Source organism: Cyanobacterium sp., assembly GCF_054166785.1.
This window is the reverse complement of the sequence record NZ_JBSZCP010000055.1, coordinates 1-13,139: the sequence shown is the minus strand read 5'-3', so window position 1 is coordinate 13,139 and position 13,139 is coordinate 1. Positions and strand designations below refer to the sequence as shown.

The window sequence follows — 13,139 nt, the reverse complement described above, 5'->3', positions numbered from 1 at the left end:
TCGAAATTTGGGGCATTAGCTCATTTGGTAGAGTGCTGCGATCGCACCGCAGAGGTGAGGGGTTCGATTCCCCTATGCTCCATATAGCAGAAAAAAACCCGATGGATGGTCGGGTTATGTGTTTTAGTCATGATGGATTAATAAAGATTTACTTAATTTCAATGAGAATTAAATATGCTTAATATCACAAGTGAGAGGGCAAGAAGCGAACATTGCTAGGGTTTGTTGTTTTGCTTCGTGGTCGTGAAGCCAACCAAGCCATCTTACATCATGGGGATCAATTCCTTTTAAGGTTAGCATTAAGGAACCAAAGAGAATGGCGATCGCCGTAGATCCTAAAATACTACCTGTTACTACTAAAATAGCACTGGCGGGTAAGATTGACTGTAATATGATCGCTCCCAAAATTCCCACGGTCATTAAAATCACCACCACTGGAAACCCTACTACCAAGAAACATACTGTAAGGGTAAATGTCCAAAGTAGGAAATTCTTGGCGATCGCAACGAAATAATTATTTTGCCAACCGTCTCGGTGAGATATTTGCATTATCTGGTACTCCTTCTATTTATTAAAGACAACAAAGATTTTTTTTAAAACACTACGCCCCGAATCAAAAAGTCAAAAGCGTGAAAAGTTTTTTTCTATATTGTCAGTATAAGATAACTAAAATGGAAATGAAGGTTTTTGCAATATTTCGTTACAACTTTCCCTAAAAACTATGCTATAAAAATCTATTTTTCCCTTATTCTTATTGCTTTCAAAGGTTTTTTTAATCTTACTAGGACTACTTGTTACATTTCTTTACTTAATATCATTATTCTCTCAGTTTTCTATGGAAAAAGCTCTGATAGGCTTTACAAACTCTTCATACAAAAAGGTTAAAAACAAAAAAGCCTCCGTAAAAACACGCAGGGTAAGCACGGCAAACTATAAAAAAATTAGTTGCGAGGATATTGAAGATGAAAAGACTAAACTTTGTTATAAATAGATTTCAGTTATCCATTAAGCAGATTTCTTGCGACCATACAGGCCTGCTAAACCAAATAAAAATATTGCAGGGATAGCGGTGCTAGGCTCAGGAATTTCTTTTCCATAAAATGAGATGTGAGATAATCCCTGACTAGTAGGGGTGCTCCAATTACCAGAACTTACAATAAGAGCCGCATTTAAACAGTTTCTATTATAGTTATTGGGGTCAGCAAGATTACCAAGATTACATACTTGAGTTGTGGTTTCATCATCACGATCTACTATCCAAGAGAGAACAAAACCCGTACTACTTTTAGATGACCAGTGAGTTATGCCAGGTATATTGCGACCACTGGTATTTAAGTCTGGGATACTACCATCAAAAGACCATTTTCCAGAATTTCCCGTTGCTCGAGTGCCAGTTTTTCCAGATGCATCTTGAACGGTGAATCCATCAATTAAAGTGCTTCTAGTGTTACTAGAGAAAATTTCTTCATTAACAGTCCATCCCGCATCTTTTCCGCTTCCTGTGTCTAATTTTGCTAATATAGGTGCTATGTTAGCTTTAGGAGTTAACCCTTGACCCACATCACATCTTTTAAAAGGACGACCAAAAAAACCTGCACAATCATTATTTTCTGTTACTGGGATAAAAGTACCTTCAGGAGGACTATTTTTCCCCTTAGAACTCCAGAATGTAACATTAATTTGAGTCAAGCTAGCAGCAGATGCCGACTCTTGAAAAATTCCCGCAGTCATGAGAAACCCAAAAGGAATGATGAACAGAGAATAGCGGGTTAAGAAAGAAAAAGTGTACTTCATTTTAGGATCGGGGATAATGGTTGTCTATAATCAATTTCATTTAGTTAAATATTTTTTTTGATTATTCACTAAGGAATTTTGGTGATGGTGATAAAAGTATAAATGTAAGAACTGATTTTATTTCACTCATTATAGTTGGTATTAAATCACATAAGTAAATTTAATTATTTTAAACCAACACATTAAGATACTGTTTAAGTATATCTAACTAAGTGTTATGTTGGCTATCGCAATAAAAAATACACATAGTGACACAGTAAAACATGGTTAAGTTATTTTCTATATAACCTTAGTATATTGCCATTGCTATATTTGTGTCACTTTTTTTATTTAATTTTAGTGTTTTATCCACTTAGTTGTATTTACTGAAAATTGAAAAAACAGCTTAAATCAGATTAAGTCAATACTCTTAAGGTTAATCATGACGAGAAGAGAATAGTTATGATTTCCTAACATTAGCCTCGTTCATAATACTTAAATTTTGTTTTACAAAAAAAATGTGTAACTTGCCATTTGTTTGCTAATGTCTAAAAAATAGTCATATTACACTCATAGCGTACTAACTGAGCAAAAATACTCATGGTTGAACAATTAAATTTACTGAATCAAGGTCAAGTTATTCCTACGGCACTACATACTGAAATGGAACGCTCATATTTAGAATATGCCATGAGTGTGATTGTGGGACGGGCTTTACCTGATGTGCGGGATGGATTAAAACCTGTCCATCGGCGCATTTTGTATGCCATGTATGAGTTAGGATTGAGTCCCGATCGCCCTTTTCGCAAGTGTGCAAGGGTAGTGGGGGATGTGTTGGGTAAATACCACCCCCATGGAGATCAAGCGGTGTATGATGCCATGGTAAGGCTAATACAGGACTTTTCTAGCCGTTACCCCCTGTTGGCTGGTCATGGAAACTTTGGGAGTGTGGATAATGATCCAGCGGCCGCCATGCGCTACACAGAAACGAGGTTAGGGGCGATCGCCTTTGAAACCATGCTAGAGGAAGTAAATGAGTCCACCGTGGACTTTAGCTCTAACTTTGATAACTCTCAACAAGAACCCGTAGTATTACCTGCCAAACTACCTATTTTGCTCCTTAACGGCTGTTCTGGTATTGCCGTAGGCATGGCAACCAACATTCCCCCCCATAACCTTAACGAAATTGTCGATGGTTTAATCGCCCTCATCGATCAACCTGATATTAGCGATGAGAAACTTATTAAATTAATCCCTGGCCCCGATTTTCCCACTGGGGGAGAAATTCTTGATGGAAAAGGAATCAAGGATGCTTATTTGACAGGGAAAGGTATTATTCCCGTCCGTGGAGTGGCTACCATTGAAGAATTGAAGCCTCAGAAAAAACGTGGTCGAGCCAAAACCGCCATCATCGTCACCGAGTTGCCCTTTCAGGTAAACAAAGCAGGATGGATTGAGAAAGTAGCTGATTTAGTAAATCAGGGTAAAATAAACGATATTGCTGATCTACGGGATGAGAGCGATCGCACTGGGATTAGGGTAGTGATAGAATTAAAAAGAGACGCTAACCCCCAAGCCATCCTCAACCAACTCTATCGCCAAACCGCCCTCCAAAATAATTTTGGTGTCATCCTATTGGGGCTAGTAAATAATAAACCCTGTCAACTTTCCCTCAAAGAAGTATTACAAGAATTTTTACAATTTAGAGAACAAACCCTCACCAGACAATATAACTACGAATTAGAAGATAAACAAGACAAAACCATTATCCTAGCAGGGTTAATCAAAGCCCTTGACAACCTCGATACCGTCATCGATATTTTACGCCATGCCCCCGATGGCACCACCGCAAAAGCCACCCTCCAATCTGCCCTTGGCATTGAAGAAGCCCAAGCAAATTCTATTCTAGCCATGCCTCTGCGTCGCCTTACGGGGTTAGAAAGACAAAAAATAGAACAGGAGTATCAAGATTTAGACACCCGTATCAATCAACTAAAAGAACTATTAGCCGATAGGAAAGAATTTTTAAAAGCCCTCAAAAAAGAATTACGCAGTTATAAACGTAAATTTGGTGATAACCGTCGTACCAAAATTATTACGGTAACTACCCCCGAAAAAAGTACCCCCACCTCAAGTAGTAAAGCTAAATCCCAAGCCCCTTCTCTACCCCTCATTACCAGTCAAGAATTAACCGATGATGCCGTAGTGCAGATTAGTGCTAAAGGGAAAATTTATTGGCAACCCCAAAGTGCGATCGCCTCTACCCCCATGATCAAGAAAAACACCGATCTAATTATCCATCAAGAATTAATCAAAGACAAAAAAGAAATCATTGTCATCCTCGATAGCGGAAAAGCCTACCCCCTCAGGGTGAGCGATATTCCCCGTCACCCCACCAAACAAATCATCACCCGACTAATTTCTGACAGTGCCACCAAAGACAACCATCAACCCATCAACTACATCACCATCACCCCTGAAAATCAACACCTCAGCCTAGTCTTACTCACCACAGGGGGATTTATCAAACGCATTGCCATCAGTGAGCTAGACAACATCGGCAATCGGGGCTTCACCCTCATCAAACTAAAACCAAAAGATACCCTTTACTCCTTATTTATTGCCCACGAAGGACAAGAATTAATTACCGCCACCAGCGGAGGGCGTTTACTTCGTCATACCATCAATGATGAAAATATGTCCATCATGGGTAAATCTGCCCAAGGTAATATCGCCGTTAAATTGAGACTTGCAGAAAAAATTATTGGTTCAATGGTAGTAGATAAAAAAGAGAATGTATTATTACTTTCTGAAATGGGTTATGGGAAAATTGTTCCCGTTAATAATTTACGCCCCCTCGGCACAGGTAAAAGCGGAGGTTTAGGTAATCAAAGTTTCCACTTTAAACACAAGGAAGATAACTTAGTCTCCATGGTAGTACCAGATAATCATAAAACCATTATTGCGACCACTGATTTAGATAAACGACTAATTATCGATGTCAATAAATTATTTAATAATGACGGGGAAAAATCCGTAGTAAAACTAGCGAACCAAGAAAAGATAACTTTTGCTCTCAATTGGTGGGGAAGGAGTTAGTTAAATTGGGGTAACAAAACCCGACAAAAAACCCTGCAATCAAGAGACTGTCAGGGTAAATTTAACTTTAATACTCCTTTAAACAGAGATATAGTAGAGAGACATAGAAACTATTTATTGACCTCTAGTTTTTCCTCTAACTTAGCAATATCTAAGAGAGTTTTAAGTACAGAGTCAGGGTTAAGACTAATGGAGTCAATGCCTAATTCCACAAGGAAACGGGCAAATTCGGGATAGTCGCTGGGTGCTTGTCCACAAATACCGATTTTACGGTTATTTTTATGGGCTTTTTCAATTACCATTTTCACCATATCCTTCACGGCTTGGTTGCGCTCGTCAAAAATGTGGGCAACAAGGGAAGAATCTCGATCTAATCCGAGGGTAAGTTGGGTTAAATCGTTAGAACCAATGGAGAAACCATCAAAGATTTCACTAAATTGATCCGCTAAAATAACGTTACTGGGTATCTCACACATCACATATACCTGTAAGCCATTTTCCCCCCGTTTTAAGCCGTGTTTTTCCATTTCTGCTAATACTCGACGACCTTCATAGGGTGTACGACAGAAAGGAATCATCGGTATTACGTTAGTTAAGCCCATGTCGTCCCGTACCCGTTTAAGGGCTTTACATTCTAAGCCATAGGCATCCCGATAGTTTTCGTCATAGTAACGGGAAGCACCACGCCAGCCAATCATGGGGTTTTCTTCGTGGGGTTCAAAATCTTTACCCCCTAAAAGGTTGGCATATTCATTGGATTTGAAGTCAGACATTCTTACTACCACAGGATTAGGATAGAACGCCGCTGCGATCGCCCCTACCCCTTGAGCCACCTTATCCACAAAGAAATCAGCTTTGTTTTCATAACCCCTCGTCAGGTGCGTAATTTCCGCTTTTACCCCTTCATCGGTCAACTCATCAAACTTCATCAAAGCTAAGGGATGAGCCTTGATATGATTGGCAATGATAAACTCTAAACGAGCCAAACCCACCCCATCACAGGGAATAGAAGCCAACTTAAACGCCTCCTCTGGGTTGCCCACGTTCATCAATATTTTAGTCTTGGTGGTGGGTAAATTATCAAGGGGAGTTTCAATGACATCAAAGGGAATTAAACCCTCATAAACTCGACCCTCTTCCCCCTCTGAACAAGACACCGTAATATCTTGACCTGTTTTTAAAGTAGCCGTGGCATCACCACAACCCACAATGGCGGGAATACCCATTTCTCGGGCAATGATCGCCGCATGGCAGGTGCGCCCCCCTTGATTAGCAACGATCGCACTGGCTTTTTTCATAATAGGCTCCCAGTCTGGATCAGTTTTATTAGTCACCAAAACTTCCCCTTCTTTAAACTGGGCGATTTCATGGACATCGAGAATGACACGGGCTAAACCTTGCCCAATCATTTCTCCCACCGCACGACCTTTTACCAATACATTACCACTACCAAGGAGTTTATAATCTTTCAGCACATTACCCGCCTTGCGAGACTGTACCGTTTCAGGACGAGCTTGGACGATAAATAATTCTCCCGTTTGTCCATCCTTTGCCCATTCAATGTCCATGGGGGTAAGCTGTCCCCGTTTTTCGCTGTAATGCTCCTCAATAATACAAGCCCATCTGGCAAGGGTTAAGGCTTCATCATCGGTGATGGCATATTGTTCCCGTTTTGGCTCAGATACAGGCACGTTTTTTACCTGTTTACCGCCACCCAAGTCATAAACCATCTTAATTTCCTTAGAACCGAGACGCTTATTAAGGATGGGTTTAAAACCTTGTTTGAGGGTAGGTTTAAACACAAAAAACTCATCAGGGTTAACGGCCCCCTGTACCACGTTTTCCCCTAAACCATAGGCAGCAGTTACAAAAGCCGCATCTTTAAAGCCTGTTTCGGTGTCGATACTAAACATTACCCCAGAGGATGCTAAATCTGAGCGCACCATTTTTTGAACCCCCACCGAGAGGGCTACTTCAAAGTGATCAAACTTATTCATAGTACGGTAGGAAATCGCTCGATCCGTAAAAATAGAGGCAAAACACTTATGGCAAGACTCAAGCACATCTTTTACCCCATGGACATTAAGATAGGTTTCCTGTTGCCCGGCAAAACTCGCATCAGGTAAATCTTCCGCTGTCGCCGACGATCGCACCGCCACATCAGTATCATAAGCACAATCCCGCTTTCTCATCTGCACTTCTTCATTTTCATTACACAAAGCAGGATCTGCTCCATATCTTTGGCATAATTTAAAGTACGCATTGGCGATCGCCAACTCCAATTCTTTAGGAAAAGGAGTATTTAAAACCAACGCCCTAGCCTGTTTACCCACGGACTGTAAATTGGCAAGATCATCCACATCTAAATTCGCAAAAATACTACGCAACTGAGACTCTATCCCTGCTTTTTTAACAAAGTAACGATAAGCATGGGCTGTAGTGGCAAATCCAGTGGGTACATTTACTCCTTTTTTAGTCAACTGTTGAATCATCTCTCCCAAGGAAGCATTTTTCCCTCCTACCCTAGGCACATCCTCAATGCCAACTTCCTCAAACCACAATACAAATTCATCTTCTTTGGTTTGACCATGGACTTTTTCTGAAGCGGTGTTAATCATAATAACTGATCTCCTCTATGATTATTGTTGTCTTCCAATACTTAGAAATAGCTCCATTAATTCAAAGTAATAATGACTTTATTAATAAAACAAATCTTCAATTTACTGTTAAATAAGGCAATGTTTTAACAATATTTTTTGCGAGTTTCTTTTACTACTTTGATGGATTTTATTTTTCTAAATAAATAGTCTATATTATTGGATGAAACTATTATTAGAAAAGTAATTGACACTTCTGCCCATTCCTAATTTAATTAGAAGATTTTATAAACAGTTTATAGTTTTTTAAATGCCTACCTTCATTAAAGCAAATAAGTAACTACCATGGTTCACTTTGACAAAAAACTTAACGAATCTTCTATAAAAAAACCCCAATCATCCGAAAATGACTGGGGAAGAGGAAAAGTAGTGTATGTAACAAAGAGATGGATTGCGAAAATTTAGCCTTGGAAACTTGCCCAATCCTTAGGCTGTAAGAAGAAGTTTGTTAACTGTGCTTCTTGGCTTCCTTTTTCTGGCTCATAACCATATTCCCAACGGGTAAGGGGAGGCAAAGACATCAAAATAGATTCTGTGCGTCCATTAGTTTGTAAGCCAAAAATAGTACCACGGTCATAAACCAAATTAAACTCAACATAACGCCCACGACGATATAATTGGAAGTCACGCTCCCTTTCGCCATATTCCATAGAATTGCGACGCTCCACAATCGGTAAATAAGAAGGTAAGAAAGCATTGCCACAACTTTGTGCAAAAGCAAATATATCTTCCCAACTATGGTTAACCTTACCCACTTTCTCGCTATATTGATGGGCTAAGCCTTCATTATTAGAGCCTCCATAGAGTCTTCCTTCGTCATTTTGATAATCAAAGAAAATACCCCCTACCCCTCTGGCTTCCTTGCGGTGTTTAAGATAAAAATACTCATCACACCATTGTTTAAAAGCAGGATAATATTCAGGATTATGGCGATCGCACGCTGTTTTCAAAGTTTTATGAAAATGTACCGCATCCTCCTCAAATCCATAATAAGGAGTCAAATCAGCACCACCCCCAAACCACCAAACAGGGCCTGCCTCAAAATAACGATAATTTAAATGCACCGTAGGTACATAAGGATTACGAGGGTGAAGCACCATGGATGTACCCGTGGCATAAAAACCATGACCAGCACCTTCAGGACGTTGAATCAGGATAGAAGGAGGTAGAGTATCTCCCCAAACCTCAGAAAAATTTACTCCTCCCTGTTCAAAAACTCCTCCATCACGAATAACTCTGGTGCGTCCACCGCCCCCCTCTTTTCGCTCCCATTTATCTTCTTGAAAACGAGCCTTACCATCAATTTCCTCTAAACCTTGACAGATTCTGTCCTGTAACTCCATTACAAACTGCTTTGCTCTTTCTCTGGAGTTTTGAGGTATATCAATTTTGTTTTGATTAGATTGTTGATTTAATACCGTGGTCATATTAGCTTTTGTCAAAAAATAGTAGTAAATGTTATTAATCACTATAAAGCGATGAATATTAAAAATGCCAGTATTTGAAATATAACTTTACAGTTTAGGAAGTGAAAACACTAATCCATGACCCTTGCTATGCTGACCCCACGGGCAGTTAAGTATTCTTTAATGTATGACTAACACCCAAAAGCAAGAGCTTACGTCAAAAAAGAATAAGAAAGAAAGTTTCAAAAATAAAGAAGTCAGCACCTCTGACCAAAACCAACATCTTTAAGCAATGTAACAAATTAATTGCAAAGAAAATAAAATCACTATAAAATCTAAGAAATATAATCGCTATTAAGTAATTAAACATGACATCTGCTGTAATTAAACCCCAAAGCAATAAAAAGAAAGCAATAAAAGAGACCTTATTAACCCCTAGATTCTATACTACCGACTTCGAGGCGATCGCCTCCATGGACATCTCCAGCCAAGAAAAAGAATTGAGAGCCATGTTAACCGAAATGAAAAATGACTACAATCGCAATCATTTCATCAGAGACGAAGACTTTGAAAAAACATGGGATCATGTAGATGGAGAAACTCGTGCCGCCTTCATTGAATTTTTAGAACGCTCCTGCACCTCCGAATTTTCAGGCTTTATCCTCTTTAAAGAAATTTCCCGTCGTATCAAAGATAGAAACCCCCTCCTTGCCGAAATTTTTAGCCTAATGGCAAGAGACGAAGCCCGTCACGCAGGATTTTTAAACAAAGCCATGGGCGACTTCAACATTTCCCTCGATTTAGGCTACCTAACCAAACATAGAGTTTATACCTTCTTTAAACCCGAGTGGATTATTTACGCCGTTTACCTCTCCGAAAAAATCGGCTACTGGCGCTATATATTAATGTATCGTCACCTCGAAAAAAATCCTGACTATCAATTTTATCCCCTCTTCAAAAAATTTGAACATTGGTGTCAAGATGAAAGCCGTCACGGTGACATTTTCAACGCCCTCCTACGCTCCCAAAAATCCATGTGGCAAGGGTGGAAAGCAAAACTATGGGCAAAATTTTTCCTTCTTTCCGTTTTCGCTACCCATACCCTCACCGTCCACGAAAGGGAAGACTTTTATCAATCCGTTGGTTTAGATGCCGAAGAATATGACCGTCAAGTAATTATCAAAACCAATCAAACCGCCGCCAAAGCATTCCCCGTAATCCTTGATACCGACAATCCTACCTTCTTCCCCCGACTAGAAAAATGTAACGACCATAATATTCAGTTACAAAAAATTGGAGAATCAAAACAACCCCAATTCATCAAACTCATCCGTAAAATACCTATCATGGTAGCAATCTTCTGGAATTTACTCTGCTTGTATCTACTAAAATCCAAAGACGCTGAAGAATTAAGAACGACTGTTCTTTAAAAAATATCCACACCTCATCTATTTCCCACTAAAAATTAATACCACATACCATGGTGGGAAATATCACATACTACCTGAAATGAAATAATTGACAAAAACAAAAATTAAAGGCGCACTAAAATATTATTACCGTGGGTATCAGTACCACAAGTACAAAAAAGATTATATTGCTCCGCCAAGGATTTAATAATATTTGTTTGTTTACGACTATGTTCCCAGGGTTGAGGATTACCATACGCATAGTAACTCTCCACCCCATCAATTCCTAATAAACTCGCTTCAGGAATTAACTCCTCCGCACGACGACGATAACGGGCAGGATGAGCCAACACGACTAAAGCACCTGCTTCATGAAGACTATTAATAACTTGTTTCGCCTTAGCATCACTTCCTTCTGGTTTAGATCCTCCCAAGTATTTTCTCATCACAGGAGCATGGGGGTTAAAACCGTATCCTAATATATGTACGATAGTACCGTTTAAGTCAGAAGTGATTTCTACCCCTGTCCAAAGATGGGGTAACAATACAGACGAATTAACTTCTTTTTTCTGCTTCATCCAAGATAAGGCGCGATGAAAACCATTAATACTATGATGATCCGTAATAGCCAAACCTTGTAAACCAATTTGAATAGCTTGTTCAATCAGTGACTCAGGCGTTAATTGTCCGTCAGAGCAACTGGTGTGTAAATGGAAGTTGTATTGAAATGGGCAGCTATTGGGCTGAAGATTTGCCCATACTTCTCCTAATTTCTTTGTATCCTGAGACCTTTGATTGTTAACCCATCGGGTTTTTTCTTCTTGGCTTAATAGCATAAATCGGTTAATTATTACAGATTGTTAAATTTAATTTAACAAATAAAATCGTGTTTTGACCGTAAAAAATCACTAAATAATTACTTTTTTTATCCAAAAATAACAAATTAAGTATTATTACTTATATATCTTTTTTATCACCTAGATTAGCTACTTAAATGACCAACAAACAAGTCATCGTGAAACCATGACAATTTGAAGATTTTCTGCAATACATAATCTCTAATGCCCATTATACATGGCTTATAGACTTTTGCAAAAATTACAGAATATTTAATATCAAATATAGTTTTACCGCTCAACTGTTGATTATTGGTAGTTTTTTATCAGAAAAAATAAGTTAAAATTACTATTCATTTACAATTAACTTTTTATGATTAATTTACCTAAATACGTTTCCTTACTGCTATTAGGAACCCTGTTACCCTATTATTCCCTAAAAGCCAACGCACAATCATCTCAACAAGTTTATAATCCCATTCCCATCGAACACAATCGCATGATTCAAGATACCCTTTCCCCGAGTGATATTCCCACAGGAGAGGGCGGATTTGCAAGGGATTATTACATTAACTTAGCCAGAGGAGAACAAATTGTAATAGATCTGACCTCCGATGAATTTGATACTATTGTTGTGTTAATGAAGGAAGATGGTACAACCATCGCTGAAAATGATGACGGTCCTGATGGTACTACTAACTCTCTATTATTTACCCGTATCGCTGAGGATGGTAAATATATTATAAGAGTTCGCTCCTTTGCTCTTTCGGGAAATGGCAACTTTAATCTCCGTGTCACGAAACTTCAGGAGAAAAATTAGTAATTTACTTCCCCACCCCATTATCTCTCAATGGTTTTATATCAATTGTTATTATCGTCATTATCATTATGAGTTCAGCTAAAGAAAAAGTAGAGTCCATGTTGAGAAAATTGCCCGATGATTGTACTGTAGAGGATATACAGTATCATTTGTATGTTTTGGGTAAAGTGCGCCAAGGTTTACAGGTGGCTGATACCGAAGGAGTTTTGCAACAAGCAGAAGTAGAAGGATTGTTAAATAAATGGCTTATCGAGTAGTTTGGTCTTTAAAAGCTGTAGAGGACGTAGAGGCGATCGCCGCTTACATCGCAAGAGATTCACCGTCCTATGCCGCCGCCGTAGTACAGAGAATTATCACCATCACCCAAAAACTTCCAGAAAACGGCAAAGAAGGCAGACTAATACCTGAATTTGAAGAATCCACCATCATAGAACAATTTGCCTACAGCTATCGTTTAATATATCGGCTCGAAAAAGAAACCTATACCGTAGTAGCCGTGATTCACGGGAAAAAACTTCTATATCTAACCGACTAAATATAGGTAGGTGGGCTATGCCCACCATATCACTACCAATTAAAATTAGACTGTCAAAAACCACTACAACTCTGAGCCTGACAATTAAATATTAGTAACCCCGTCACAATCTACTAATCCTGTTCAGAAAATCCTTTCTCCATACAACCGCTTCACTCATAACCCTTGCTTTTATCGAATTTCACAAAAAAAACAGTAACAAAGACTACGGTTAGGAAAAAAGTTGAGAGAGTAAAAGCCATACAGAGTAAAGAAAGTAGTAAAAAAAAGAAAAAAAGATTGAAAAAAAGTTGCCATTTTGAAAAAGGTTAGTTATATTAGTATATGTGCGATTGAGGGTTACACGCCTTCGACAGTCACCACGAACCTCGACAATTCAATAGTTTGAAAGCCATTTTCAAGTATTACATACACCAATCCTTGTCAAAGAACTTTATTTAAAACAAAACAAAAAGTTTAAACTTCGGTTTAAACATTGCAAAGAAGAGCAAGTAAAACTACTTCAATCATAAGGGACTGGATACTAAGGTAGAAAGGAACTTACAATGGAGAGTTTGATCCTGGCTCAGGATGAACGCTGGCGGTATGCCTAACACATGCAAGT

The 13,139-nt window shown here is 38.8% G+C and carries 10 protein-coding genes, 1 tRNA gene and 1 rRNA gene; 7 read left to right on the top strand and 5 right to left on the bottom strand.

The window, feature by feature from the left end; all coding sequences use genetic code 11:
• Positions 1-9 precede the first annotated feature (9 nt).
• Positions 10-82: transfer RNA gene (locus tag ACXITR_RS11290), tRNA-Ala, on the top strand.
• 86 nt (positions 83-168) lie between these two features.
• Here the strand turns inward: ACXITR_RS11290 and ACXITR_RS11285 are convergent.
• Positions 169-549 carry a hypothetical protein gene (locus ACXITR_RS11285; RefSeq protein ID WP_457997320.1) on the bottom strand — a complete coding sequence of 127 codons (381 nt, stop codon included), beginning with the start codon at positions 547-549 and terminating at the stop codon, positions 169-171.
• 456 nt (positions 550-1,005) lie between these two features.
• A complete protein-coding gene (locus ACXITR_RS11280) occupies positions 1,006-1,731 on the bottom strand; it encodes a hypothetical protein (RefSeq protein WP_457997319.1) in 726 nt (241 codons plus the stop codon).
• A 642-nt stretch (positions 1,732-2,373) separates the two neighbouring features.
• Here ACXITR_RS11280 and ACXITR_RS11275 point away from each other — a divergent pair.
• On the top strand, positions 2,374-4,872 hold the full coding sequence (locus ACXITR_RS11275; protein WP_457997318.1) for a DNA gyrase/topoisomerase IV subunit A: 2,499 nt from the start codon (positions 2,374-2,376) through the stop codon (positions 4,870-4,872).
• 110 nt (positions 4,873-4,982) lie between these two features.
• On the opposite strand, the gene ppsA is transcribed toward ACXITR_RS11275, so the two are convergent.
• Together ppsA and hemF are read right to left on the bottom strand one after the other, a co-directional pair.
• Positions 4,983-7,490: a phosphoenolpyruvate synthase gene (gene ppsA, locus ACXITR_RS11270; RefSeq protein ID WP_457997317.1), complete on the bottom strand. Its 2,508-nt coding sequence runs from the start codon at positions 7,488-7,490 to the stop codon at positions 4,983-4,985.
• Between the two features lie 440 nt (positions 7,491-7,930).
• Positions 7,931-8,956: an oxygen-dependent coproporphyrinogen oxidase gene (gene hemF, locus ACXITR_RS11265; protein WP_457997316.1), complete on the bottom strand. Its 1,026-nt coding sequence runs from the start codon at positions 8,954-8,956 to the stop codon at positions 7,931-7,933.
• Positions 8,957-9,303: 347 nt separating this feature from the next.
• On the opposite strand from hemF, the gene acsF reads away from it, so the two are divergent.
• On the top strand, positions 9,304-10,365 hold the full coding sequence (gene acsF, locus ACXITR_RS11260; RefSeq protein ID WP_457997315.1) for a magnesium-protoporphyrin IX monomethyl ester (oxidative) cyclase: 1,062 nt from the start codon (positions 9,304-9,306) through the stop codon (positions 10,363-10,365).
• Positions 10,366-10,469: 104 nt separating this feature from the next.
• On the opposite strand, the gene ACXITR_RS11255 is transcribed toward acsF, so the two are convergent.
• Positions 10,470-11,180, bottom strand: a complete 711-nt coding sequence (locus ACXITR_RS11255; RefSeq protein WP_457997314.1) for a PHP domain-containing protein — start codon at positions 11,178-11,180, stop codon at positions 10,470-10,472.
• A gap of 373 nt (positions 11,181-11,553) precedes the next feature.
• Between ACXITR_RS11255 and ACXITR_RS11250 the strand changes: the two genes are divergently transcribed.
• The 4 genes from ACXITR_RS11250 to ACXITR_RS11235 form a co-directional block, all read left to right on the top strand.
• Complete coding sequence (locus ACXITR_RS11250; protein WP_457997313.1) at positions 11,554-12,000, top strand: PPC domain-containing protein; 447 nt, start codon at positions 11,554-11,556, stop codon at positions 11,998-12,000.
• A 68-nt stretch (positions 12,001-12,068) separates the two neighbouring features.
• A complete protein-coding gene (locus ACXITR_RS11245; protein WP_015224124.1) occupies positions 12,069-12,257 on the top strand; it encodes a hypothetical protein in 189 nt (62 codons plus the stop codon).
• Positions 12,242-12,535, top strand: a complete 294-nt coding sequence (locus ACXITR_RS11240) for a type II toxin-antitoxin system RelE/ParE family toxin (protein WP_457997312.1) — start codon at positions 12,242-12,244, stop codon at positions 12,533-12,535. The genes ACXITR_RS11245 and ACXITR_RS11240 overlap by 16 nt, the downstream gene beginning before the upstream one ends.
• Before the next feature lie 542 nt (positions 12,536-13,077).
• Positions 13,078-13,139: ribosomal RNA gene (locus ACXITR_RS11235) — 16S ribosomal RNA — on the top strand; the annotation flags it as partial.

Bases quoted from the DNA above. Each gene is read 5' to 3' on its own strand.
- ACXITR_RS11285 (WP_457997320.1), bottom strand. From the start codon at position 549: ATGCAAATATCTCACCGAGACGGTTGGCAAAATAATTATTTCGTTGCG.
- ACXITR_RS11280 (WP_457997319.1), bottom strand. From the start codon at position 1,731: ATGACTGCGGGAATTTTTCAAGAGTCGGCATCTGCTGCTAGCTTGACT.
- ACXITR_RS11275 (WP_457997318.1), top strand. From the start codon at position 2,374: ATGGTTGAACAATTAAATTTACTGAATCAAGGTCAAGTTATTCCTACG.
- ppsA (WP_457997317.1), bottom strand. From the start codon at position 7,490: ATGATTAACACCGCTTCAGAAAAAGTCCATGGTCAAACCAAAGAAGAT.
- hemF (WP_457997316.1), bottom strand. From the start codon at position 8,956: ATGACCACGGTATTAAATCAACAATCTAATCAAAACAAAATTGATATA.
- acsF (WP_457997315.1), top strand. From the start codon at position 9,304: ATGACATCTGCTGTAATTAAACCCCAAAGCAATAAAAAGAAAGCAATA.
- ACXITR_RS11255 (WP_457997314.1), bottom strand. From the start codon at position 11,180: ATGCTATTAAGCCAAGAAGAAAAAACCCGATGGGTTAACAATCAAAGG.
- ACXITR_RS11250 (WP_457997313.1), top strand. From the start codon at position 11,554: ATGATTAATTTACCTAAATACGTTTCCTTACTGCTATTAGGAACCCTG.
- ACXITR_RS11245 (WP_015224124.1), top strand. From the start codon at position 12,069: ATGAGTTCAGCTAAAGAAAAAGTAGAGTCCATGTTGAGAAAATTGCCC.
- ACXITR_RS11240 (WP_457997312.1), top strand. From the start codon at position 12,242: ATGGCTTATCGAGTAGTTTGGTCTTTAAAAGCTGTAGAGGACGTAGAG.